At 41.7% G+C, this 26116-nt stretch carries 24 protein-coding genes; 4 read left to right on the top strand and 20 right to left on the bottom strand.

Annotation, left to right across the window (positions count from 1 at the left end; all coding sequences use genetic code 11):
* Position 1: 1 nt before the first annotated feature.
* Positions 2-1711 carry a sensor histidine kinase gene (locus F0220_RS15450; protein WP_105598785.1) on the top strand — a complete coding sequence of 570 codons (1710 nt, stop codon included), beginning with the start codon at positions 2-4 and terminating at the stop codon, positions 1709-1711.
* A complete protein-coding gene (locus F0220_RS15445) occupies positions 1711-3060 on the top strand; it encodes a response regulator transcription factor (protein ID WP_105598784.1) in 1350 nt (449 codons plus the stop codon). The genes F0220_RS15450 and F0220_RS15445 overlap by 1 nt, the downstream gene beginning before the upstream one ends.
* A gap of 115 nt (positions 3061-3175) precedes the next feature.
* On the opposite strand, the gene F0220_RS15440 is transcribed toward F0220_RS15445, so the two are convergent.
* From F0220_RS15440 to dnaN, 7 genes are all read right to left on the bottom strand, one after another.
* Positions 3176-4273, bottom strand: coding sequence for a GerAB/ArcD/ProY family transporter (locus tag F0220_RS15440; RefSeq protein WP_105598783.1), 1098 nt, complete (start codon positions 4271-4273; stop codon positions 3176-3178).
* 14 nt (positions 4274-4287) lie between these two features.
* The gene (locus F0220_RS15435; protein WP_091018986.1) at positions 4288-4515 is read right to left on the bottom strand and encodes a hypothetical protein; all 228 of its coding nucleotides are present in this window, start codon (positions 4513-4515) and stop codon (positions 4288-4290) included.
* A gap of 12 nt (positions 4516-4527) precedes the next feature.
* On the bottom strand, positions 4528-5730 hold the full coding sequence (locus F0220_RS15430; protein ID WP_091018988.1) for a Ger(x)C family spore germination protein: 1203 nt from the start codon (positions 5728-5730) through the stop codon (positions 4528-4530).
* Positions 5731-5735: 5 nt separating this feature from the next.
* Positions 5736-7181, bottom strand: coding sequence for a spore germination protein (locus F0220_RS15425; RefSeq protein ID WP_091018990.1), 1446 nt, complete (start codon positions 7179-7181; stop codon positions 5736-5738).
* Between the two features lie 296 nt (positions 7182-7477).
* On the bottom strand, positions 7478-7924 hold the full coding sequence (locus F0220_RS15420; RefSeq protein WP_091018992.1) for a GNAT family N-acetyltransferase: 447 nt from the start codon (positions 7922-7924) through the stop codon (positions 7478-7480).
* 182 nt (positions 7925-8106) lie between these two features.
* Complete coding sequence (locus F0220_RS15415; RefSeq protein ID WP_105598782.1) at positions 8107-8961, bottom strand: AraC family transcriptional regulator; 855 nt, start codon at positions 8959-8961, stop codon at positions 8107-8109.
* Between the two features lie 106 nt (positions 8962-9067).
* A complete protein-coding gene (dnaN, locus tag F0220_RS15410) occupies positions 9068-10192 on the bottom strand; it encodes a DNA polymerase III subunit beta (RefSeq protein WP_105598781.1) in 1125 nt (374 codons plus the stop codon).
* A gap of 49 nt (positions 10193-10241) precedes the next feature.
* Here dnaN and F0220_RS33410 point away from each other — a divergent pair, with 49 nt between their 5' ends.
* Positions 10242-10637: a hypothetical protein gene (locus F0220_RS33410; RefSeq protein WP_181156140.1), complete on the top strand. Its 396-nt coding sequence runs from the start codon at positions 10242-10244 to the stop codon at positions 10635-10637.
* Positions 10638-10819: 182 nt separating this feature from the next.
* Here the strand turns inward: F0220_RS33410 and F0220_RS15400 are convergent, their stop codons facing one another.
* From F0220_RS15400 to F0220_RS15360, 8 genes are all read right to left on the bottom strand, one after another.
* Positions 10820-11686, bottom strand: coding sequence for an aldo/keto reductase (locus tag F0220_RS15400; protein WP_105598779.1), 867 nt, complete (start codon positions 11684-11686; stop codon positions 10820-10822).
* Positions 11683-12060: an ArsR/SmtB family transcription factor gene (locus F0220_RS15395; RefSeq protein ID WP_105598778.1), complete on the bottom strand. Its 378-nt coding sequence runs from the start codon at positions 12058-12060 to the stop codon at positions 11683-11685. The genes F0220_RS15400 and F0220_RS15395 overlap by 4 nt, the downstream gene beginning before the upstream one ends.
* A 426-nt stretch (positions 12061-12486) precedes the next feature.
* A complete protein-coding gene (locus F0220_RS15390; protein WP_105598777.1) occupies positions 12487-12858 on the bottom strand; it encodes a DUF7674 family protein in 372 nt (123 codons plus the stop codon).
* 653 nt (positions 12859-13511) lie between these two features.
* Entirely contained in the window at positions 13512-14717 is a 1206-nt protein-coding gene (locus F0220_RS15380) for a winged helix-turn-helix domain-containing protein (protein ID WP_105599143.1), read from the bottom strand.
* A gap of 76 nt (positions 14718-14793) precedes the next feature.
* Entirely contained in the window at positions 14794-15261 is a 468-nt protein-coding gene (locus F0220_RS15375) for a DinB family protein (protein ID WP_105598775.1), read from the bottom strand.
* Positions 15262-15887: 626 nt separating this feature from the next.
* Positions 15888-17126 (bottom strand): DUF418 domain-containing protein, encoded by a 1239-nt coding sequence (locus F0220_RS15370; protein WP_105598774.1) that lies wholly within the window; start codon positions 17124-17126, stop codon positions 15888-15890.
* A 170-nt stretch (positions 17127-17296) separates the two neighbouring features.
* The gene (gene map / locus F0220_RS15365) at positions 17297-18037 is read right to left on the bottom strand and encodes a type I methionyl aminopeptidase (protein WP_091019006.1); all 741 of its coding nucleotides are present in this window, start codon (positions 18035-18037) and stop codon (positions 17297-17299) included.
* Between the two features lie 156 nt (positions 18038-18193).
* Positions 18194-19156 carry a helix-turn-helix transcriptional regulator gene (locus F0220_RS15360; RefSeq protein ID WP_105598773.1) on the bottom strand — a complete coding sequence of 321 codons (963 nt, stop codon included), beginning with the start codon at positions 19154-19156 and terminating at the stop codon, positions 18194-18196.
* A gap of 130 nt (positions 19157-19286) precedes the next feature.
* On the opposite strand from F0220_RS15360, the gene F0220_RS15355 reads away from it, so the two are divergent.
* A complete protein-coding gene (locus tag F0220_RS15355) occupies positions 19287-20411 on the top strand; it encodes a GerAB/ArcD/ProY family transporter (protein ID WP_105598772.1) in 1125 nt (374 codons plus the stop codon).
* 88 nt (positions 20412-20499) lie between these two features.
* Here F0220_RS15355 and F0220_RS15350 read toward each other — a convergent pair whose 3' ends face one another.
* The 5 genes from F0220_RS15350 to F0220_RS15330 all read right to left on the bottom strand — a co-directional run bounded on the left by F0220_RS15350 (position 20500) and on the right by F0220_RS15330 (position 25982).
* Complete coding sequence (locus F0220_RS15350; RefSeq protein ID WP_105598771.1) at positions 20500-21768, bottom strand: cytosine deaminase; 1269 nt, start codon at positions 21766-21768, stop codon at positions 20500-20502.
* Complete coding sequence (gene codB, locus F0220_RS15345; RefSeq protein WP_105598770.1) at positions 21737-23014, bottom strand: cytosine permease; 1278 nt, start codon at positions 23012-23014, stop codon at positions 21737-21739. The genes F0220_RS15350 and codB overlap by 32 nt, the downstream gene beginning before the upstream one ends.
* A gap of 337 nt (positions 23015-23351) precedes the next feature.
* A complete protein-coding gene (locus F0220_RS15340; RefSeq protein WP_105598769.1) occupies positions 23352-24002 on the bottom strand; it encodes a hypothetical protein in 651 nt (216 codons plus the stop codon).
* Positions 24003-24189: 187 nt separating this feature from the next.
* Positions 24190-25221: a ketopantoate reductase family protein gene (locus tag F0220_RS15335; RefSeq protein ID WP_105598768.1), complete on the bottom strand. Its 1032-nt coding sequence runs from the start codon at positions 25219-25221 to the stop codon at positions 24190-24192.
* Positions 25222-25235: 14 nt separating this feature from the next.
* Positions 25236-25982: an acetoacetate decarboxylase gene (locus tag F0220_RS15330; RefSeq protein WP_091019021.1), complete on the bottom strand. Its 747-nt coding sequence runs from the start codon at positions 25980-25982 to the stop codon at positions 25236-25238.
* Positions 25983-26116 lie beyond the last annotated feature (134 nt).

Below are 26116 nucleotides of genomic sequence, written 5' to 3'. Positions count from 1 at the left end.
TATGATCAGAAAAATGTATATGAAACGATTCATCTATTTCTTTGTTTTTTTTCTGTTGCTGACGTTAAGTTTGTTTTTCGTGATGAACCGATTGAGCTCCAAGACACTTGAAGAAAATCTGATTGGCGCTTCCAAAAACCAGCTTGATTATGTGAAAGGCATTCTGGACGGGATTATATACGAGGCTAACATGTACGGAGTTCAATATGCAGCTGACAGTGATGTCCGATTTTATCAGAGGCATGTTATCGAGCTGAGCAATTACGATTCCCAAATGAAGAAAAACGATATCGTTGAGCGCTTGCGGCAAACGCTCCTCTCCAGTCGATCGATTGAATCGATCGGCATCTACTGGAAGTCTGAAGAAACGTTTCTGTCCACGAACAATACGCCGGAGGCAAGGCTTCCATTTAAGGAGGTTCATGGGCGGGGATGGCAAATCGTCGGCAATAGCTTGTATTACTTTGCCCTCTACCCTTACATCCAAAAATCCGGACAAAATGAACCGACTCAGTACGTCGTTGGTGTAAAGCTGAATACCGATTATTTGAAAAATCTCCTGAAAAAGGCTGTGAACAACGACAGCTCAAACGCTTTTTTTTGGTTTAATTCCCATCAGCTATGGAGTGAGAAAGAAGTCGACAACGATCTATTGAAAGCGGTTACTAATATGATTTCTCCACAGCCGGAGATCACTTTGAAATATGATTATCACACCAAGTCGGACGATTACTATGTTCTTTCCCGTTATATTGAATCAATCGACGCCTACCTGATTACATATACACAGACGAATGATTTTCTGCAACCGATTGACCGCAACCGTAAAGTTTTTTTTGCCAGCATTTTAGCCGTTTTCACGCTTGGTCTGGTTGTGATCTTTACGTTTTACCGGAACTATTACCGTAATATTCGTTTGTTGGAGCGGAAGTTTTCACAGGTCGAACAAGGCAATCATAATACACGTATTACCGAAAATACGGATAGAGAGTTTTACAGCCTGTTCAAAAGTTTTAATCATATGGTTACCGAGATCCAGGATCTGTTCGTATCCTTGAAGACTGAAACGGAACTCAGACGAAGTGCGGAACTTCAACAACTCCAGGCTCAGATCAATCCTCATTTTTTGTACAATAGTTTGTTTTTCATCATGTCGGTGGCTCAATTTTCACCTGATTCTGTCATGCGCATGAGCAAACATCTAGCTGAATATTATCGTTATTTAACGAAGTTGGACCGGCATGAAGTCACGCTGGAAAGCGAGCTTCAGTTTGCGGAACATTTCCTGATTATTATGGCTCTTAGCAAAAAAATGGAGTACAGCATTGATCTGCCGCCAGAACTGTCCTGCCTTCCCCTCATGCCGCTGATCATCCAGCCAGTGGTTGAAAATGCGATTCAACATGGAATTGAAGGACAACAAGGTGCCCATCGGGTGAAAATTGATGTAAAACAGACGGAGGCTGGAATAGCGATCAAGGTCTCCGATGACGGAAAAGGTCTTTCACTCGATGATATCCGCAGCCTGGAGGCTCGGCTTGAGAGTGATACCCCGCCTGAAGGAATTAAAGGCGTAGGGCTCTGGAATGTAAATCAACGTCTGAAAAATACGTACGGCGAACTTAGCGGGTTACATTTTACTACTAATGATTGGGGCGGCTTGTCCGTCTTGCTGCTCCTAAGCATTCCCGAGGTGAAAGGAGATAACTAATGCGATTATTAATTGTGGATGACGGACATTATGTCGTGGAGTATATGAAGCACTTGCTCGATTGGAACACCTTTGGCATTGATCAGATCGAGACGATGACCAATTCGATTGAAGCCCGAGACATGTTGACTCAAAACCACATCGATATTCTGATCACTGACATCCGAATGCCTGAGGTGTCTGGTATTGATCTGCTTCAACATATCCACCAACATAACTTGCCAACCAAAGTGATCATCCTTTCCGGCTACTCCGAGTTCGAATATGCACAACAAGGAATCCGTTTAGGTGCGCTCGACTACTTGCTCAAACCTGTCGACAAAGATGATGTGGAGAAAGCCATGTCCAAAGCCATCAATAATATTGCAAAGATACGGCCCACTCAATCTGTCGCATGGGAGAACTTCAATGGATTGGGGTATTTGCTTTCGCTTCTTGGTCATAACGAGACATTAAGGAAGCAATATGATGCTTATACTGAATTATTAGGGCGTCGTCGTATGTGCTGCTTCAAGCTCGAGGGTTTTACACAGGAACATGAGGATGTTATAAAACGTACAGTCGGAGACAAACTGGATCGTCTCGTTTGGACTGCGGGCACGCAACTGTTCGCTCTTGTTCCGCAAGAAGCTGCTGGGGAACTGACTATCAAACTGGAGCAATCGGTCGTGTCTTCTCCATTTTTGTTGGCTGATCGAAATGTGACCCGACAGATGTTCTACAGGTTCTTCCATAATGAGGAAGTATGCCTGGAAGACTTCATTGGCATATTCAACCATTCTCCATCATGCGGTGATTGGGAGTCAGCGGGAAATATCATTAAAAAATATGATCAAATCCGTCTCCAAAAGCAAAAAGTAATCTTTCTTATGGAGACCATTCTATATGTATATCTGACGGATAAGGATCGCGATCCCTCTGAAACCGTGGAGTGGATATTCAACCAGTTACGCTATCCTGATGAACTATCCTCAACTCTCATGGGTCGAGTCAGTCGGATCAGAAACAACAAACAGATGTCCATTCAAACCATCGTTGACAAAGTACAAACGTATATCGAAGACCATCTGTCACATGGCCTTAGCCTGGACGAACTGGGGAAAGTTGCACACCTCCATCCCGTCTACTTTTCCAAACTATTTAAACAAGAGACAGGAGAAAATGTGTCAAACTACATTTCCAGGAAGAGGTTGGAGAAGGCTTCTCAATTGCTTCAAGATTCGGAACTCCGTGTAGCCGATATAGCCCAGATGGTTGGTTACCGAAAAAATCAATATTTTATCCAGTTGTTCAAAGTGGAATACGGAGTTACGCCCTATCAGTATCGGAGAAATATGATCCACAAATGAAATTCTATAGATGCTGATGTGATTTAGCTATACTGTCGGTTATTATGTTCTTTGTGAGCAGTTGTAGTCTTCCACCAGCGCGAAACAAGTTCTTGTCTTCAGCAGAGGACAAGAATTAGTACTCCTTAATCGATTCTGAATATCCTCTAATCTTGCTAGTCAACCAAAGCACAGCAGGAAACATAATGCCGAAAATCATGGCATAATAAGGCCACACTTGATTTAACTCGATTATGAATGACATGTTAGGCCATATGAAATTGGCCATGGCTAATATGATCAATATCAGAGGAATCAACAGAACGTTAGCATTACGTAGGCGAAAAGCATCCGCAAGCCCTTGTGCGGAAATATACAGAAGCAGTGCAAGGCGGAAAAAAATAGTAATGAACCAGACGATTGCCAGGATGATTTCGAATCGCTGAAGAAACTCGCCTATATTTATGGTTCGGTCAATAAAAAATGTAGGAAACGTCAAATCCGCTATTACACCAGCGCTGATGACTGTGATGATCTGCAACATCATAAAAAAATACATAGTGCCGCTAATTAAAGCACTCACAATGACTGACTTTCTCCATTGTTTCGGATCCGAGAAGTGATGTGCAAAAAAAAGATAGAGGATCGCTTCTGCATAAGGAAAAGCGAATAAATTGATCGATGCGAGAACGACAGGTTTCAAACCGTTTTCCAAAATAGGAAAAAGATTATTTATCTCGACCTCAGGAAGAAGAGTGATTCTGACCAATATATATAGGACTAAAAAGAAAAAGAACAAAACTTCTGCAGACCGGCCAATAACGACTGGACCCGACCGGACAGCGAGATATACGGCTATAAGCATAATGAAATATATGGCATCATAAGGTGTTTCGGGCATTATAGATGTCGTCACAAAGTCGCCTAGATTTCGAAGTGTCATGATACACTCAAGAAAGGGAAAGGAAAAAATGAAAACTGTGGCAATCGTACCGCCCAGAGGGCCGAAGAGACAACGTAGATACTCCACAAAAGTTCTCCCTTTCATGTGCTTGGCGATAGAGGTATACAACGGTATCAACATCAGATGAACGGCCAAAGAAATGGGAATAGAAAGCCAAGCATCCTGTTTAGCAACAGAGGTAATAGCCGCTGGCAGCACTAAGTATGCACTTCCTATTTGATATAGAGCAAACCATGTAATGGCCTGGCGAACAGTCAGCTTGGTATTCACTCCAAAGTCCCCTTCTATGATAATATTGTTGCAATGAACTCGCTTAATGGTTGGAATAGAATCCGAATTCCTACCAGTGGACTCGGCAGTTCAATATGCGCTATTCTCAGAACGTTAAGTGTAACTCCAACAGCAAAGAATACCATGCCACATACGATTTCACGTATGTAGTGCTTCTCCTTCAATGCTCGAAATTCAATAATCATTGCGACAAATGATCCCACAAGTATTACATATAACATATACATCCACTCCTAATTGTTCTGATAGGAATCGACGGAATTGGTGATTTTTCCGACACGGTTCAAACGATAACGGAGATTAATATCTACCTGGAGATTTTGAAATTTTCTTGTCCAGTCCGCTTTCCATTTATGCCACTCATATGGGTACTTTCGATGAAAAGCCTCTCCGAACCCGAATATATCGGAACCGATCTGCTGCGCATTTTGAATGCCTTCTTTCAAAATTTTCTCCTGTTCTTCTCTGCCTGCATCTTGAAACGCATTAAACGTCTTTTCATCCTTCAGGTCAGCATTACACGTGACCTCTCCGATGTTGGCTTCTGTATCCACTTCAAGAGTAATGTGTGGCTCATTGTCTTTTATTTTTGGAATGATTTTTACGTTGTTATGAATGACTTCAAAAGCAAACTTCCCTTCGGAATTCGGACAGCTAACGGAAGCAACTGTACTGGAAACGCGGTTGGATATGTAGGTAAATGCCTTGCTCTTGGATTCTTCTATCCAGCCAGTCAAACGGTCACCCTGAAAAACACCAATTCCGGTAAATAAATAATTCACATGTTGAGGTGATTTTTTCACGTTATCGATGGTAAGACCTTTATTCAGATTGTTCAATCGAATGCCTGTAAGAACAGGCTCGATGCCGTCTTTTGTTAAACGTTGAAGAAGATCTTTGACATCGACCGCGGAGGTGGGTGCCCATGTTTTCTCAGATACTTTCAAAGCTTTATACATATCCATTGCAGGTAAAACCTCGGTTGGAGCTACAAAAGAAACGGCATCCTTCGCCGAACTTCCCCTGACAATAGCCAAATGGAAATCAGGCCGAACTTCATGATCCCGGAACAGAAAATCCAATGGCTTCTTAATGCCTTTTCTTGCCGTGTTCTCGTCAAAGATTACAAACTTTAAGTGTGACATGTACATTTTCCGAGATGATTCGGTTGTCAGTTTGCGAATGGCTTCAAATAGGGTATCAGCGCGGCTGGAAAAAACGATTGTTGGCGACCGTTCCATAGCCCGATTACGAGACATTTGAGAAGGGTCAACAACTTGCAGACTGATCTCATATTGATCATCCACTGTATCAATACCCAGAGCTATCACGACGGAAATTTCGTTCAGCTCCTTACTGTTCCAACAACCCGTAACAACGACCATTAGCAAGATGTAAACAAGCGGTTTTAAAATTCTGGATCGGTACGAGTTCATGGGGCCTACTCCTTTTGTTTTGTGTGCTGCTTTGTTTTATTCCTGAATGGAAAACGCAGTACGGCATCACTTTGCTTTGACGAATTGTAATTCGCAAAAGGACTCATATACGGCACACCAAATGAATGAAGGCTATTCAGATGTACAAAAAGTATGAGCATGCCAACAGTCAAACCATATACTCCATAGATAGCGGCTAACCCGATAAACACAAATCGCAATATCCGGATTGGAATGGCCATGGTATAAGAGGGTATAACAAAGCTTGAAATAGCTGTAATGGCAACGACAATGACCATAACAGGTGAAACAATGTTTGCTTCTACGGCAGCTTGGCCAATAACGATGGAACCGACAATAGACACTGCCTGACCGACCGTTCTTGGCATTCGAAGGCCTGCCTCTCTCAGAATTTCAAAAATCACTTCCATGATGATTGCCTCTACAAATGCCGGAAAAGGTACTCCTTCACGCTGCGCGGATAAACTTAATAACAGTACCGTGGGAATCATATCCTGATGGAACGTTGTTAACGCAACATATATGGCTGGAGCCAACATACATATTGCCAGGGAGATGTATCTTAATATTCGAATAATACTGCTGTAAATATAAGATTGATAATAATCCTCGGCAGATTGAATGAAATCAACAAACACCGCAGGGGCAAGAATAACGAAGGGGGTTCCATCTACGAATATTGCAATTTTGCCCTCCATGACTCCTGCTGCAATAGAATCTGGACGATCCGAATTATAGAAAATCGGAAAAATAGTAAACTGTTTCTTCTCTGTGAGGGATTCTTCGAGATATTCGCCTTCAAGCACACGATCTACGCTCATGCTTTTTAATCTGGATATCAAGTTCAGAACCATGTCCTGATCAGCGATCCCATCCATATACATGACCGATATGTCCGTCTTGGTTTTTTCACCAACTTTGACGTTTGTTAGTCGCACTCTTGTATCTTTGACCCTGCGGCGAACCATTGTTGTATTTGTGCGTAACGTTTCCGTAAACGATTCTTGCGGACCTCTGATAACAGGCTGCACCTTCGATTCGGTAATGCTGCGTTCTTCCCATCCTGGCAAGGAAATAACTAATCCTTCATCCATACCGTCCAGTAACAGTAGAGCTCCGCCTGAAAGGATTTGATCCAACGCATCTTCAAAGCTCTGAACCAAACTTGCTTCGCCGACATCCAGAATGCTATTTTTTAAAAATGGTAAAGACATCTCATCCCTATCTGAAAAGGCGAATTCATGCAATGGACGAATCACATTGTCTTGTACCTTCTGCATATCAACCATGCCGTCCAAATAAAACAGAGCGGCGTGATTCCTTCCAATTGTGATCTCACGAACCACAAAATCAGAACTGTTTCCCATGAAGTCACAAATTAGATCAATATTGCGAACGATTTGTTTGGAAAATTTGGGTTGCAACTTCATTTTCACAATCCCCCTTGATTATGTAGTATTGGTACTAATACGAAATATAATCAATGAGTTGTATGAGTACTCCGTCCCATCCTCCTTACGAACAGGAGGTCCAGCCCCCCCACTCAAAACAGAAAAGCAAAAAAGCCGCTATTTTAGATTAGCGACTTTGAATGATCCTATATAACTTACGATTAAGCTCTTTAATTATTTTGGCGGTACACCCGTTTAATACAATTATATATGGCAATGAAAAAAACCAACTTCCACTCTTAAGTTCACAGAGTGTGTTGGTCTTTTTAGAGCAATTAATGGGTTAAGTCGATCACCTTATCAAAGCAATATGAATCTCTGTCATAGCCGTTATGTTCATAAAAAGCATGGGCGTTGGTTCGTTTCATTCCACTACATAAAATAATACTTGATATTCCCCGTTCTTTAGCATAATTTTCAGTCTGTCTTAGTAGTTTTGTACCTATTCCTCTGTTTTGCAGCTCCCTTTTAACAGCAAGAGCTTGAATATGTAGATACCCCATTGGAACGCCTACAGATAATGACTGTACAATTGTTACAAAACCGACGACTTCATTATCTATTAGTGCGACAAATGTTTTGTAATTCCCGGCCTTATTCATCTCTTCCATAGTCACTCGGAAGTTTGCATCATTAACATTACGAATTTCAAGTACATCATTCCATAAAAAAACAACTTCAGCATAATCATCGGATATAATTTCTCGTATTTTAATATTCATGCTAAACCCCCTCAAGATAAATTAATCGGACAATCTCCCCTATAACTATTGGTGATAAGGTTCTAGTCGCGGTCTGTAACGGCAAGTTATAAGGCCATCCTTTGTGGGGATGACCTATATTATAATCTTAATTTTTCAGTTGTCTTCTTCGTTAACGCCTGCATTTCGCTCATATAAAAACGTTATTTTTTCTTCACGGGTATCCAGATCTCACCTGAAACATTCCCATGTCGTGCCATTCCATAATACATTTCGAAAGTAGGGCCCTCAACCTGTTCGTATTCAGATGTAGGAAACCACTCAGAATAGATTCGTTGCCATAATTTTTGCATATCACACTGCGGCTCTGGGAAAACCGCCCACGTTAATGGTGGGACAGCAAGTTTTGTGAATCTCTCCGGAATTTCAAGCCCCTTAGGTACATGATAACAGATCATGTATTTGAAAGATTCTTTCGTGTGATCATAAAGGGCGGCATGTAGCATGGTATCACCAAAACGTCCCAGTAAGTCATTCATATGATCAACGCTGCCATCCTCATCACATTTTATACGGAATTGAGGTACTTCAGCGAACGCTGTTTTCTGGTCTGCATTTATAATTCCATATACCCCAAACATCTCAAAAGAATCTCTTTGCTCAATACGGTAATTCATTTCGACATCCCCTTTTATTGAAATATGAAAGGACATTCGAGGATAGGCTTTTAGCGAAACGCCTGTATCGCGAGCAGATGTAGGCATAATACCATGAAGATTCTTAAAGGCCCGTGCAAACGCCTCTGGCGATTCATATCCATATTTCATAGCTACATCAATAACCTTTGTGCTTGTTGTCTGCAATTCAAATGCCGCCAATGTCAACCGTCGACGTCGAATGTACTCCGATAACGATACGCCAGTAATAAATGGAAACATTCTTTGAAAATGATAGGTAGAGCAAAAGGCTCGCTGTGCTATCTCATCAAATGAAATAGTGTCCGCTAGATTTGTTTCGATATATTCCATGGCGCCATTCATCCTATCCAACCAATCCATCGTACTCCCTCCCTTCAAGGTGATTTTATGGGAAATAATTAATGAATACCTTGCAATTTCTGCACGAAAAAGTCAGGTGAAAGCTTGCTCTTATATATGATACGGTTCACCGGCTCATCACTGGAGTGATCAAGAACAAACTAGACATAAGCGTATTATCTGGAAGTACAACGATAGGACTAGTTTTCCCTGCGAATCTTATTCGTACACTCGCGCAATCCATGTTTCGAAGTATATCGAAAAAGAACTTCCCATTAAGTGATATCATAAATTCTTCCCCACGCATCTCTAATATTGGAATTTCATTCTGAATATCTCCAACATCGGCTGTTTTGGACAATAGTTTTAATGTGTCTGCATTAGCTACTAGTTTGATCACATGTGCACTAGCCATTACAGTTACACATTCAACCGCTTTCAACAAACATGCTTTATCAACTGAGATTTCACACACATACGATTGAGGAATTACATTCATCATGGATGGGAATGTTCCTTCAATAAGAGCCGACTCCACTTTCAGTCCATTTGTCGTGAAATTAACTCGATGGTTAATCACTTCAATTTCAGTCGTTTCATCTGTTTTGTTTAACATTTTCGACAATTCATAGAGATTTTTCGCTGGAATAATAACGTTCACACTGTTGTTGGCAGCATTTTCTAAATTTAAGGTTCGGTATGCAAGCCGCACTCCGTCTGTAGCAATTACGTTTAGACAATCATTACGGAATTCCAACGAAACTCCTGTTAGTATGGGGCTGGTATCGGACGTTGAAGCTACGATCGCTAGCTGTTTAATAGTCGAACGAAGTAAGGAAGTATTAATGCGTAGTTTAGTAGAAGGGAACGCCTCTCCATCATCAATGGAAGGGAATTCTGTAGGGTCCATGCCGCATAAACGTAATTGAGAATGACCGGATACAATCGAAAGAATCATTGGCTCTTTAATTTCAAGTATAATTTGGTCATCATTAAATTTACGAATAATATCGTGAAAATAACGCGATGGTATAACGATAGCCCCTGCTCTTTTTACAGTCAGAGAAACATCATCATGAGCAATCATAGACTGTATCGTCAAACTTGTATTACTTGCCGTAAAAGTAACGCCATCTGCACCTGCTTGAATATGTATTCCTTGAAGAATTGGTATCGAACTATTTGCTGCTACTGCCTTTATCACATATTGTATGGCATTCATAAGAGAATCTTTTGTTATCTCTACCAGCAAAGACCTCACCTACCTCGAATAAAGAAATTATTATGAATAGAAGGACTCAATGATGTTACGTATAGCCTCCGAACGAGAAAGTTTATGCTCTGTGCAATGGTTTTCGATTTCTCCCCACATGTCCTCTGTTAGAGTTAAAGATATTTTTTTAGTCACACCTATACTCTTTCTCCCAGAACCTTCTCGCAGACCACCTCTCGAAAAGACAAAACCTAACTGGCCTTCTTTATTAGAGACACCAACTTTAATGTTATTGTTGTTCAATATAATAACACTCCCGAATTTTGATTTAGGTAACCTCATTCAAACAGATCCCTTCTCATCTTATCATGTCTCTACATGGATTTACAATATTTTAAAAGCAATTGCTGAAGAACAACTCATCGAATGTAAAGATGGGAGTATCTCAGAAGGAATTCCTTCTCTTCAAGCACCAACTCGATGAAATAACGTCTCTATGATTCGTTAGAATCAATCCTATGCAAATGGGAGCAAATAGCGTCTGCTAGGTCCGTTAGAACTGCATAATCCTGACAAAAGGCTGTACCCGGTCATGCTCATGACTCACAGGACAGCCCCAATAAAACAATTACGTATAGACACCTTTTTTATATATTCTATGATCCATCAATGAGAGCGAATAAATAACTTCATCAAATTGATATAAAACGGGTTGACCATGTAGCCATTCGGACTTACGGAATATCTCTTACCCGTGTCCAACCGTCGTATTTGTTCCATCTCCTTCTCATTCAACTCAAAGTCGAATATTTCGCTGTTCTCTTTTATCCTTTGAGGATTCGATGATTTGGGGATGACAATAATTCCACGTTGCAGATGCCAGCGCAAAATGACTTGCGCAACCGACTTCTGATGACGAAAGGAAATTGCCGCCAGCTCCGGATGCTCCAGCAGCGCTTTGCTACCCTGCCCCAACGGTCCCCAAGCCTCATGCAGAATCCGATGCCGAACCATATAATCATGCAATTCATGTTGCGGAAATTCCGGATGGGTCTCGATCTGATTTACCATCGGCGAAATCCGGGAATGTTTCTTCAGATGCTCTAGATGCCGGATCTCGAAATTGGCTACACCTATAACTTTGATTTTACCTGCGTCGTATAACTCTTCCATCGCCTTCCAAGCATTCACGTATTGAGGACCAGCAAAATGAATCAAATACATATCGAGATATGTTACGTTCAGCTTCTGGCAAGTCTGCTCGAACGCCCTTTTCGTCGCACGGTAGCCCAGGTCTGTCGTCCATACCTTGGAGGTAATGAAGAACTCCTCCCTGGGAATGCCGCTGTTTTGGATGACCCGACCTAACACCGCTTCATTACCATAAATTTTGGCCGTATCGAAATGGCGATAACCCATTCGAATAGCCTCCTCGACAGTCCTCTCGAAGGTCCCCCCGTCTTTGATCTTATATAGGCCGAACCCTAGTTGAGGAATGCCCACTCCGTTTGCGGCTGCGACTGTCTGATTCATTCGCAACTCCCCCTGTTTCCTATTTGTTGTTCCGATGCTTGTTCTTCGCATTGCGCTAGCAACTTTTCTATTTGGTTCACCAGGTTTTTTAACAATTTCAACTTGCTACCGGAGTCAAGGCTGTAATAGTTGAGAGTTCCTTCTTTACGAACACTTATTATCTCTGATTCTTTCAATATTTTCAGATGATGTGATACGGTTGGTCGGGAAAGGTGAGTCTTCATCCTGATCTCTCCTACGCGCATGCCGGGTTTTTGCGGCCCTTGAATCAAGGCTATGAGGATGGCTTGCCGGGTTTCGTCTCCGATCGCATTCAACACCTTCTGATTGTTCTTAAATTCGATAGCAATCGTGGTCGCAAGTTCCTGATCCAAGTAAATTATCCCCTTCCATTTAGAACGTGCAATACTTTTGTAGATACAGCCTATCACAATCTCGGATTCGGCTGTACATCGGGTAAGAAATTCAAGAACCTATTTTTCCCATGTCTTAAGACAAAGGATATATGTCCAGATTGAAACTGATCCAATCTAATGTGTTAGTTGCCTCCCAGTTCTTCGAAAAATGTAGTAAACTCCTTCATTGCTTCCGCCGCGCTGATTGATGCGATTGAAGACGTATCCCAAGCAAAAGTTATCCATAATTATCTAATCGATCATTGAAATAAGTCCTTTCCCCTTCAACCCCTAAGATAGGAAATTACATGGATAAAACAAAAAAGCCGCTGCTTTAGCGACCTTGAATGATATTATAAACCAACGATTCAAACGCATTGAATACCTAATCTGCAGCAGATTATTCTATGAAAAATATTTCCCTGAGTGCAAATCTTCTATTTCTTGAGAAAGTCTTTTAGTATGTGGTTTCATATAAAATTGAGCTTTTTGCAAAATATCTGTTTGCCCACCTAGATCATACAAGATTGTAGTAGATAACACTTGTACAATATAAAGGCTCGTTTGAGTTGCCATCCATTCGAAAAAATCAAAAAACTTCTCAAGTTGTTCTGTGTCATCATTTTCACGAAGCAATCCTTCAACATAATTAGCCACTTCATCACCAAAAAACACATGTCCTAGAAACTCTTGATTTAATTCCAAGTGCTCTATGTAACAATCGAAAAATTCAGGAAAAAGTTTTAAGAATTGATTGATTAAAATGTCTCCGTCCATTCTTAAACCTCCATACGTACCCATAATTACTGTTCTTTTCGTTTGAAAAACATCTTGCCAAGCATAAGTCCCATAGCAGATGAAATGATCAGATATCCAAAGAACAAGAAAAGTAAATAAACACCATGAAGATCTGCGGGAATCTGTTTTACACCTTCAAACCAAACAAAACGAAAAGGATAAAAGATGACTACCCAAATGATCAGCAAAAAAAGAAGAAAATTAATAATTTTTAGCACATTAACGATCCTTTCAAGTCTGAGTGGAAAAAGTTGAATGTATATGCTTCATCTATCATTTCGCATTACCTTACCACTGCCCGCACTATAATAGTTAGCTTATGTATCAGAGTTGATATGTTGAATCTTTAAAACTACAAACTGTAACAGGAAACATTGGGAATATTTCTTATTCTTCGGTGAGTATAACAAAAAAAGGTAATATAAGCGCACAAAATTAATTATGGTCATTCTTCGAGCTAGAACAAACTACCTACTCTTAGGGGCAATACCAGCGTAACTGAAACCACCCGCAAACATATGGATAAAAATGCAAGAACCCACCTAGTCTGGAGAGTTCTTTTACGAGTGATAAATGTACCAATTGTGGCCTGTTTATTAAACTAACGTTATCCGTTAGCGGAATGACCTATTTTAATTTATGGTTGGTTTTATAGACTCTGCCGAAATCGTCTCACACCCGTTGAATATCGCAAACTTTTGGACACAACTGTTCAAGGCTGTTCGCAATTGCGTTGTTTGCTTCAGACCGTTCTCGTACCAGATGTTTTTAAGAACGAGCGTTCCAGTTTTTCGCTCCACGATTATCTCGGCCCGTCCAATGAAGCTTTCTCCATATAATAGAGGCAGCACATAATAGCCGAATTTTCGTTTGATTGCAGGCGTGTAAATCTCCCAGGTGTAATCGAAGCCAAACAATTTGTTGATAAGTTTTCTGTCCCATATGAAATTATCTAGAGGGGCAATAAGTTCACAACGCAATTTCTGCTCCTGATTTCTCAGAACAACTTCAATAAGCGGTAAATCCTCCGCGAGGCAGTAAAGCATATCCTTCATTTGTTCCACAGCAACAGCAACAATACGATTTTCGTGTAATAGCTGGCGAAAAACCTCGGTGCGCTGTGCTGCTTTCAGCCCCCATATATTCAGCCATGCATCTGACGCACGATTCCATAAGAGACCAACAGAGCCGATTCGACGCAGTACCCGCCACTTATGATGCTCAAGCTCATCCTCCAGCGGCTCTGATGCATTCAGCAGATTTGGTTGTATGTACTTCTTAGCTATATCGTAATATTTACGCGTTCCTTTTTTATGATGGATAATCAACTCACCCGTCGAATACATCTGTTCCAGCACCGATCGAGATGAATTGTTTCCACCGCTCCAGTGGATGGCCGATTGCCAAGAGAAATCCCCATCCAATTTTAAATCATCCGAACTTAGTGCACCGTGATTTTGAATATGAGCCCGTACTTGCGTAGTCAACGCTTCCATTTCGGGATAGCGTTTGGCATGTTGCCTTGCGGCTTGCCTGTATCGCTCAAAATACGGCCAGTCCTCGACAGAGATAATGGCTAGGTTCTTGTCTGGATAATCGACAAGGCTTCTATCCTCATATAGCAACTCGGCGAGCATTCCCTTGGTAAATCCCTTGATTCGCGACTGTAGCACCAATTCGGCGTTTTTTCCGCAAACATCGATGGGGTCGTATTGAATGCAGCTGACCTGCCGAGCAAAGTCCAATACACCCTGCTTTTCACTAAATTTATATTCGCCCAAAAGTCCATGCTTCAGCAATAGAAATTGCCGTGCCTGGCGGTTTGTTAATTGGATCATGTTTACACCTACCTCTAATTTAAATGCAATACCGAACTCAAACAAATCAATCAGCCGCCTATTAAAGACTCTAACTTTATTGCATTTCTTTTGTTGGACCCATCACGGGCGGTACTGGTAAGCCTGCTTGACGTAATAGCACCGTCATTTGGCCGCGGTGATGTGTTTGGTGGTCAATTAAGAAACGTAATAATGAACCTTTTGTTGCAAGACTTTCTAAGCCTGTTTCTGTTAGCAAGTCCTCATTTGATAGCTTGGCTACCTCTTCTTTGACCGCCTCTGCTGCTTTTTCGTAAGCTGCTACAATTTCTCTTGCTGTCGCTGGAACTGGCTCATCTTGACCAATCATTGGTACAGTTAAACCTGCTAAATGACTAAAATAACCTGTTGTTTCTGCTAAATGCCAGCCTAACCAACCTAGTGTACTATGCCCTTCTAAAATACTTTGTCCTAATTTATCATCTGTTACGGCTTGTAATACTTGCAATGTTCCTTTCACAGCCACTGCCCATTCCTTTAAAAAATCATCCACTTGTCGATACATCCAAACTCCTCCTCCATCATTCACGTCTCTTGTATCATACAAAATATTTACTCAAAAGAAAAGGAAAAAACAAACATATGTTCTCGTCAAAAAAAGCATACAAAAAACATCTGTATCGGCTAAACTTAACTGTCCGTCCCCATTAATAAAATAAGTACCGAATTTATTTTTGTATACAGAACTTCGAGCTATTTGAGACTCTTATTATCTAAAATATACATTTTGATATACTTATTACAATTGAAAGTTCCTATATTGGCAGTATTTTAATTTCGGACTCGAAGCCCTTACCTAATTAGTTACCTGAACCGCAACTTGTCACCTATTCCAGTAAAGAAGAAATTACAGCTGCCCTTAAGGAAGCGGGAATTAACAAGTTTCACTACATCGATGATCCGTGGTTTAACTTGCTTCCAGATGGTGTTATTGAGGTTTTTGTGAAGCAACAAAATGTATATTTCAGTGATTCCCCTTATTAGCAGACGAAACAGATAAGCTGTACTTTATGAAAAAGGAAGGATCCGACTGGCGTATCTTATCTGTTACAAATTAGTATCTTACAAAAAAAGAAGCCCTTTCTTTAACAGAACGAGCTTCTTTTTGCGTTTCACGATAACACTTTATGCTTACTGAACACCAGGCGCGTTTTCATTCGTAGTTAAATTCGTTCTTTTCTTCTTTCTTGGCTGCCCTTTCCAGGACAGATATGTCCAAATCCGTAGCAGGTACTCGACAGGACCATTGCTAAATTTCTTGAGATATAGCGGACTGAGCCACAATTGAATACCGTACACAGCAAGTGCAATAATTGCTCCGATAAACACGCCAGCACTTCCAAACAGTCCCAGGCCATATCCATAGAAAATTGTCGTACAGACTACGCTCTGCATCAGGTAATTCGTCAACGAGAGACGGCCAACCGCCTCGAACCTGCCCAACAGGCTGGAATGGCGACTTCCCGCATACAACAGTGCAAATGCATAAATGTATCCGAGTGCAAGCAACGTTCCTCCAAGCGTCCCCCCGATTCCAATTCCGAGCCAACCTTCCGCACCCAATTGTGGCGCCAATACGCCGTATGCTTTGAGTATCAAACCAACTGGAATCAATAATGATGCCCGGCGAAGATACATAGTCCGCATCGCTTGCGGATCGCTAAACGTGCCGATTCTGGCAGCGCGCATGCCGAACAGGAACATCGGCACCGTCATGAGTGGTGCTAACATCAGGGCTATCAAGGCATATGACAGCTCCAAATCCCCGCCGAATGGATCGCCGTTATTACTGAAATTCCTGATTTCCGCGTATGTGCCGTTGCCGTAAACATCCTGACTTTGAATGATGTAGTTCTCCATATGAATGGACTCAATCGCCAGCGGGTTCATCGGATTAGATGCCGGGAGACCAAGTATGCCCGCTCCCACGAGTAGCAGTACCGCCCAAATAAGCAGCGTTATAGGCTTCCGATTAAGGAACATGAGCAGGAAGAAACCGAGTACGCCATAAAACGTCAAGATATCCCCTTCCCACAGATAGATGATGTGCAGTAATCCGATTCCAAACAGTAGTAGAAAACGGCGTGCCAGATGACATTTTGGTCGTAAATCTCGTGATTTTAGGCTTTCCGAGAGCTTAACCATTCCAAAGCCAAACATAAATGCAAAAATCGGCATAAAACTGCCCACCACAGTGATCAGCAGGAACGAGAGGAAAGCCTGATCTGCTCCGCCAATCCCGAACAGTTGGGGTTTGCTCTGGCCATACATTCCATATTGGAAAGCCAGCATATTCGCCAGCACAATGCCGGCCAGACTGAATCCACGCAGTCCATCAATGACTTGAACGCGCTTTGTTGATGTGCTCAATCAATCACCTCTGTCTATAACATAAAGATCAGATCTAAATATACGTTAAATCCTTCCATAATTTCAACATAAATTAATAAGTGAACATTTAAATTGTGATTTACTTTAACGTACCAATACAACAAAAACAAAAAAAGTCGCTAAATTTAGCGACTTTCAGTTTGAACACCTTAAATAGTGACAATAATCGGACCATTTTTAGTAAGAATAATGGTATGTTCTATTTGAGCTACATAGCTGTTTTTAGTAACAAAGGTCCAGCCATCTCCTGTTTGTTCTACTTCTTCTTCTGAAGTTGAGATAAATGGCTCGAATGCGATAACCATACCTTCTTTTAACAATTCATCATCCGATGGATCATTATAATTGTAGATGTGGTCAGGTGCTTCGTGTATTCCACGTCCAACACCATGTCCTGTAAGGTTTTTGATAACCGTTAATTCATGCTGTCTGGCAGTTTGGAATACGGCTTTTCCGATTCCGCTTTTTTTGGAGCCCGGTTTTGCTTTTTTAAGACCTGCTTCAAATGCCAGTTTAACAACGTCGCATATTTTCGTTAATACTTCTGCACCTTCGCCTACGACAAACGAGATTCCCGTATCTGCAAAATAACTGTTCTTGGAACCAGACACATCAATATTGACGATGTCCCCTTCTTGAATAACCCGATCTCCAGGAATACCATGTGCCACTTCTTCATTAACACTAATACAAGTAAATCCCGGGAAATTATATTCACTTTTTGGAGCAGAAACTGCGCCAGCTTTCTCAAAAAGCTCTCCTGCCAAATCATCAAGTTCTTTAGTGGTTATGCCTGGGATAGTTCTTTGAACCAATTCATCTCTAATAGCAGCAACAATTTTGCCAATTTCCTTCAAGCCATTAAAATCTTCTTCTGTTCTTGCGATCATTTTTTCTACCTCACTATCTTTTATCACTAATTGATTACATAAGTATTTTTTTGATTGAACATTAGATAATCATATCCAAAGCAGCAAAGCTTCGCAACTTTTTTATCAAGTTCACAGATCAAAATCCGATGAGTTCAAATACTGTCAGTGAAGTTGTTAGAGTTGATAGTATTCCATTAACTCGGATACAACAGCAACAAGTCTGTCCTTCACACGCTGTGGTTCGATGACTTGAATGGATTTCCCATAGGAGAGGAGAAAATAGGGGACGTATGTATCAATCGATTTTTCATCAAATAAAAAGATGGCTTGATTAGAAGTCCGCTCTTTCAGATAATGTCCCATAAACCAATGCAGCCCCAAGTCATCCAATGCCTCTGATCGGCCTTCGATAACCAAGGAAATTAACCCCTCTTTGCCCACTACATCAGGTAACAAATTTTGCATAAATAATTCACGGGCTGAAAAAACTTCCGAACGCTTAAAGCGCAGCGAAGTAGGCTTCATTCGTAGAATACGATCTGCCCGAAAGCTGCGGAATTCATTTCTCAGGTGGCAAAACGCAATGGTATACCATTTATTATTCCAGTAAACCATTCCATACGGGTCTATTACTCTATTCTTGGGTTGTTCATCACGGCTTCTGCGATAATCAATTTCGACAGAGCAGTCATTAGCCACTGCTTGCTCCAATTCCGCCAAGATCGGCTGAACGGATGGATCTCCCATACGATTGATAACGTTAAATCCAGCTAAATGACGACGAAGTGTGTTTTCCTGATGCTGATTTGAATACATTTTCAATTTGGATGTTGCATTGTCCAATGCCTCACTCAAAGGATATCCAGCTTCTTTTGCAAACACAGCAGCTTGGAGAAGTGCCTTTTTTTCATCAATATCAAATAACAGAGGTGCTTTGATATGCTGATTCAGCAAGCTATACCCGCCGTTGTGACCTGTATCGGAAATAATCGGTACTCCACTGGCACATAATGCATCAATATATCGATATACGGTTCTTATATTGATTTCTAACTTTTCGGACATCTGTTTTGCAGTTACTTTGGTGCCTGAATTCAGCATCCATAGAATGGCTAACATATTATCGTTCTTTGGCATAACCTGCATCCTCATCTTCAATTCATTATTGGATATCTCTACATTATATCAGTACAGCATATTTTACATAAAACAACTGCGTTGGGCGATACTACCTAGAAATATATTCTCCGGTTTGGAGCGAAGGCCAATGAAGCAATCCACATCTAATATTAATACCTCCGAGGTTATTATTGTAGTTATCAATTCCATACTCGGAGCTGGAATTTTAACACTCCCTCGCACAATTAGTAAAGCAGTAGGGACACCTGATGTATGGATTTCTGTCATTTTATCAGGATTAATTGTAACCACAATCAGCATCCTCCTTGTAACCTTGTGTCGTAGATTCCCCGGTAAAACGGTATTCGAATTTATACCCGAAATTACAGGTCAGTGGATTGCTTATCTATTGGGACTTTTAATTATCGTGTATTTTGTTGTTCTTTGTTCATTCGAAGTTAGAGTCATGGCCGAAATTACAAGTATGTACATCCTTGAGCGCACGCCTACTTGGGTCACCATTATGGTCAGTTTGTGGATTGGGATTTATATGTTAACGGGTGGTCTTAAGGTCATCATCCGGGTCTTTTCAATCGTGTTGCCCGTTACGCTTGTATTGCTAGCGCTGGTTTTCCTTTTAAGTACCAAGATGTTTGAACTTAATAACCTCAGACCACTCCTGGGCGATGGATTCATGCCTGTGTTGAAGGGTCTTAAACCTTCGTGTCTATCCTATTCCGGATATGAAGTTTTACTCATCATCACAGCTTACATGGTGGACGTGAAAGCGAGCAATAAAGCTGCTATATACAGCATACTTAGTTGTACGATCATATATTTGGTCACGATTGTCACCGTGGTGGGGAATTTATCCTTGCCAGGAATTCAAACACGAATGTGGCCAACGTTCGACATGGTTCGGAGTTTTGAAATTGAGGGGTTTCTATTCGAACGTTATGAATCACTGTTCATTGTGTTTTGGCTGATGCAAATCTTTGCAACCTATGCGTTCAAACACTATTTTGCGGCAATCGGGATCCGAGATTTGTTTCGTCTCAAAAATATTACGAGCATACAATTCGCGATGTTGCCAGTCTTGTATGTAATTGCTTACTTGCCTAAAAACCTGGAGGAAACGTTAGCTTTGGGTGATTTTCTTGGCAATATATCCATTTTTTTATTTGGCTTGTTACCACTGCTACTGCTGATCATTAGTTTTGTTCGTAAAAAAGGCGGGAAGCAGGCAACTAGTGAAGCCCTTAAGGCAGGCTGAATGTTTGGTTCTTATTGTATGTAGACAGTACCAAAAAGCAAAAAAAGCCGCCAAAATAGCGACTTTTAATGGGAGTATATTTTCTTCATTATTTATTAAAAGTAACTTTTTCTGTACCGCCTTCAAAAATGATGGATGTGTCCCGCGGCTTCGATTCCGCAACTTTACGGCCGCCTCTGTAGGAATAAAGTACGCCGGCTTGTTTGCGAACAGCCTCATACTCGTTCTCTGCTTCAAGTACGATGAAGTTAGCGGGTTTACCTTCTTCAATACCGTATACATCCTCAATGTGTAACGTTCTTGCGCTGTTTTTCGTAATGAGGTCAATTGAATTCACAATCTGATCGTAACCAAGCAACTGCGAAGCATGAATCCCCATGTGCAGTACTTGCAGCATGTTGCCAGTACCGAGCGGATACCATGGATCGAAGATGTCATCGTGACCAAAGCACACATTCAGACCTGCTTCCTGCAACTCTTTGACACGCGTCAGCCCTCTTCTCTTCGGATACGTGTCGAAGCGTCCTTGCAGGTGAATGTTGACCAGCGGATTGGAGACAAAGTTCAGATCAGCCATCTTAAGCAAACGGAACAATTTGTACGTATAAGCATCATTATATGACCCCATCGCGGTTGTATGACTTGCCGTTGTACGTGAACCCAGTCCACGTTCATAAGCTTCCTTGGCAACAACTTCAACAAAACGGGATTGCTCGTCATCGATTTCATCACAATGGATGTCGATCAGACGGTCGTATTTTTCGGCCAGATCAAACGCAACTTTCATTGAATCAACGCCGTATTCCCGTGTGAATTCGAAGTGTGGAATGCCGCCGACCACGTCAACGCCCATTTTCAGTGACTCTTCCAGCAATTCTGCCCCGTTTGGATAAGAGTGAATGCCTTCCTGTGGGAAAGCAACAAGCTGGATGTCCATATATGGAGCCATTTCTTCTTTTACTTCAAGCATCGCTTTAACGGCGATCAAGCTTGGATCGGTAACGTCCACATGAGTCCGTACATGCTGGATACCTTGTGCCAACTGCCATTTCAGTGCCGTTTTAGACCGTGTTTTGACATCTTCATGTGTCAAGAAAGCCTTGCGCTCTGACCAGCGTTGGATGCCTTCGAACAGCGTTCCGCTTAGATTCCATTCCGGCTCACCTGCTGTGAGCGTTGTATCGAGATGGATATGCGGCTCAATGAAAGGGGGCAGCACAAGCGATCCGTTGACATCCAGGATCTCTTCATTCTCGGTCACTTCCAGCGATTGTGCAATTCGTTCAAACTTTCCGTCTTTCACAACGATATTCCATAGTCCTTCTTTACCCCGCAATTTTGCGTTCTGTATAATCATTTATTTTCCCCATTTCTTTGGTTTCTTTGGCAGGAATAATCAGCATCAAAACGATATAGGCCACCGCTGTACCAAGCAGTGCGTTCAATGGTGTTACGCCAGGAGCCAGTTGGGCAAATGCCACGCCGATGGCCCAAGCCACCATCGCTACCCAGTTTACATTTTTGAATGACATGTCGGCAAATGGCTTATAGTTTCTACGTTTCACAATGAAGTAATCTGCGATAATAATAGCCCCGATGGATGGTACCGCCGCACCCAGTACGTTCAGGAAACTGACGAAGTTGTTGTACATCCACATGGCGAATACGGTACCCACGATGCCGTTTACAATGACGAAGAATTTCTTTGAGATTTTGGTGATGTTCGCAAAACCAAGACCCGAAGCGTACAGTGCATTATCGTTGGTCGTCCAGATATTCAGGCCCAGAACAATAATTGCCGGGATGATCAATCCTTGCAGGAACATGACCTCCGAGATATCAGCCAGGTTATAAGCCATCGCACCAACCGCACCGAACAGAAACATGAGTGAGTTACCCAGGAAAAATGCAATCACTGTTGCGGTAACTGCCTGTTTCGATGTTCGGGAAAAGCGGGCAAAATCGGGTGTCAGCGTTCCACCGCTGATGAATGATCCGATACAGATCGTTAATGCCGCCGCCGCGGTAAGCGACTGAGTCGGCGTGTAATCTAGCAACCCTTGCAGACCACCCAGCGAACCTGCACCTTCGAACATGGAATAACCACCGAGAATGGCAATCGCAGGAACCGCGATATATCCGAGAATGACGAGTGACTTCATGCCAAAGATGGCTGATGCTGTCATGGCAAGTCCGAACACGATGATTAGCAGGTACACGTTCCAGTCCATGGCTTTGGCGACCGGAATCGCGAACATCGCTACCCCCACTCCGAACCATCCGACCTGTGTGAAGCCTAGCAGGAACGAAGGCAGATACGACCCTTTCGCACCGAACGCATATTTAGCGAGCAAATGTGTGGACAGACCCGTTTTGGCGGCGATATGTGCCAGTGCCCCTGTGTAGATACCGAGCACCAGATTGCCTGCAAGTACGATGCCAATGAACTCCATGAACGTCAAGCTGACGCCCAAGGTGCCTCCTGCCAGCATGCTTGCAGAGAAGAAAGTGAAACCCAGCATGACGGATAATGTTTTCCAAAATTGGTTTCTTTGCGATTTCGGCACGGCTTGCCATGAAAACTCTTGATCTTGTTTGCTCATCAGAATACCCCCAACATAAAGTGTATCTGATACCAAAAAAAGCAGAAAAAAGAGGCTACTCGTCAAGTTATAAACTGACAAGTAGCCTCTTTTTGCATCATAATCCGCGCGAAGACACAGCGCATCGCATCCTATTACGGAATATGCCCTGATTCTCGCGTGATTATGAAATCCGCTGCCCTTGCCAGCCTCTCTGGACTGAATTAAAGGTACCAGTATTCAATTACATACTATTATTTTGGAAAACTCCGCAGTTGTCAATGTCATTATTATCCAAAGGTTATTAATTCCTTATACAGCAAGCTGTTTTTTTTGATCATTCCTCCTTAACTCGAGTTTACGATATGTGGCCAACAACTTCTGGTAATACTCTTTCATATTCCTTATATAAAACATAACGATTAACACCTCTGGAAGAGTTAAGTGCTTCATGCGCGTGCTGTATAGCGGTATCGCGGTTTTCTGCTTTGAGTTCAAGACCCGCGAGCAATGTTGATCTCATCCACTGTTTTTTAATGGATTGAAGTCTTTCACGCGCCTCTTCACTTTTCCCGTCTTCCAAGAGTAGAATGCTTTCGTAATATGTACGGTAGTCCGATAAGCCGATATAAGGTACAGCTTGCCGAATGGCAAACATATCCTTGCGATATAATCCGTAAGCTGCCTTGAACTGTGCTTGTGTTGTTCTTCGCTTATATTTCTGCATAATTTGCTCCATAACTAGTTCTACCTCATCATCAAGTCTGTTCGCAAGAACATAAATAATGTATGTCCCAGGTGTATTTTGCTGCTTGGATAAAAAGGACTCTAAACGATCTATACGCTTATCAAATACTAAAGGATAAAAAACATGCTTTATAAATGCGAAAAGAATAGTAACGCTTACGACCCCTATTGTCCAAAATAGTGAATAGTCATTCCCGGTCATAAACAAAACAAAGAAAAACACCGCCAAATAAAAGACGAATTCCCCCCAAGATTTCCTCATATGTATCTCCTTCGAATAGAAAAATAACCAGCAAGTCTATATTATATCAAATTCAATCCCCCTTTTTGTATAATTTTAGGAAATCACGAAGAATATTCTATCTGTCGCAAAATCAAGCCTGACTAGATTTACTGATACAACAAAAAAGCCGCTATATTAGCGACTTTCAGATGAAATAATTGAATTATTATTGTGCACTTAATAGTTCTTCAAAAGCTTTTATATTCGTGACAAAATCAGGAACGGTATGAGTTTCTTCAGCAGATTTGACCAGTTGTACAACCAAATCATTATAAGGTGTCGCAATTCCGGTACCTTCTGCCTTGCTTGAAACCACCCCGTTAATAAAATCAATTTCCGTTTTGCGGTTCTTCTCCAGATCTTGAAGCATGCTTGCTTTGAGCAGTCTGGAGGGTTCCATCACGTAACGTAATGTTTTCACCCGTTCAGGGATATCTTCTTCGCTATTCAGTTCGAGTGAGACGATATCAAATCCATTCATTTTAACCAATGTGACCCCATTGGCGCGAGCAACTTTAATCGTCTCGTCCGCAATATGAGCTGCACTCACAATGCCAGCTTCATGATCGATGATGTCCCCATATTCCCCATTCAATGCAGCGGACAAACCACTGAATGCATTGTTGATCAGCAATTTGGACCATTTGGTTCCAACCAGGTTATCGGAAATATGTGTTCCACCTACAAGGTCCAACACCGATTTCACGCGTTGAATTCGTTCGGTAATCTCACCATTCAATTCACCAATCTGAAAAGCATACTGCTTAAATTGAGTGTACTCCGTTGTGAGACTTGATACACCTGGTTTAATAAACGTAGCGCCAAACTCAACGGAGCCTGCAATGACGCGTTCTTCACCAACAATAGACGCGACTTTTTCTTCCGGAATCCCGTTCTGCAAGGAACACACCATACTGTCTTCTTTCAAGAATGGAAGTAATTCCTGAAGAATCGAATCGTTATAGAGTTGTTTGGTCAAAAGTAAAACGAGGCCATATTGGCCTGATTTCTGATCAGGCGTAATTGCTTTTACTTTTGCCTGAAACTCCGTAGTACCCGTCACTTTAGCACCCGTGTGATTTAAAGCTTCAACATGTTCCTGATATGCATCAATTAACTCAACGTCCAGTCCGCCATCCGCAAGATATGCGCCTACAATGGTTCCCAAAGATCCCGCGCCTACAATTGCAATTCTCATTTTATTTTTCCTCCTTATTTCTCTTCCAGGTAGTTATATACAGGTTGTGCAGCGTTTAAGGTTAGGTTGGTAAGGATATGAGAAGCGGACACCACTTCCAACACAGGCAGATCTGCAAGAGGTGCCAACGCATGTTCGAACAATTGAAGCCGGGCAGGTCCTGTCCAAGCTTCCTTCACTTCGATGTCCGTAATTTGAGTACGGATCAGATCACATATTCTTAAATTCCCGGTATAGTCCGTAGCAATCTTAATCATAAAATTAGGTCGGCATATTTCACGTTTGGCGAGCTCCTTATCCATCTCCACGTGTTTATACCCCATCGTTGCCGTGGCTACACGCAGCGTTCCATAATCAAGTGTGCCAACTAGTGTATCTGAATCGGTATACAACTTAGGCGCTCCCAGCTTTTTCGGATAGGCGGTGAGCTCTCGACCACTTGCAATCGCGGGGAAATTGTCTACGTACATCGAATGCACATAATCGCCCTTCTCCCCATTGAATTGCACAGGGATAACTTGTCCAGCTTCTGTATAAGCCCCCAGTCCAGAAACATCCGGCATCCACATCACTTCGAATTTAACCAAAGGTTCAGTGATTTCGAGAGGTTCTGGTACGGCTGCCCGTAAAGCTTTTTCATCGGTTCGGTAAATAATATTCAAGTACTCACGATTCACGAATTTGTACGGTGGCATTGGGTATGCCGGAGCCGTTAGGGGTGTATTCAGATTTTTAGCTATGTTATTCACATCGATTTTCATCAAAGACACCTACCTTATAAATTTAGTTGAATTTGTTATATTAAAATTTGAACTGTATCTCATAAAAAAATTCTACATCAATATTTAAATTTAATATAATACATAATAAGTACTATATATATTTATCAGAATAA

The sequence above is a fragment of the Paenibacillus sp. 37 genome, assembly GCF_008386395.1.
Taxonomy (GTDB): domain Bacteria; phylum Bacillota; class Bacilli; order Paenibacillales; family Paenibacillaceae; genus Paenibacillus; species Paenibacillus amylolyticus_B.
This window is presented reverse-complemented; position numbering and strand designations above follow the sequence as displayed.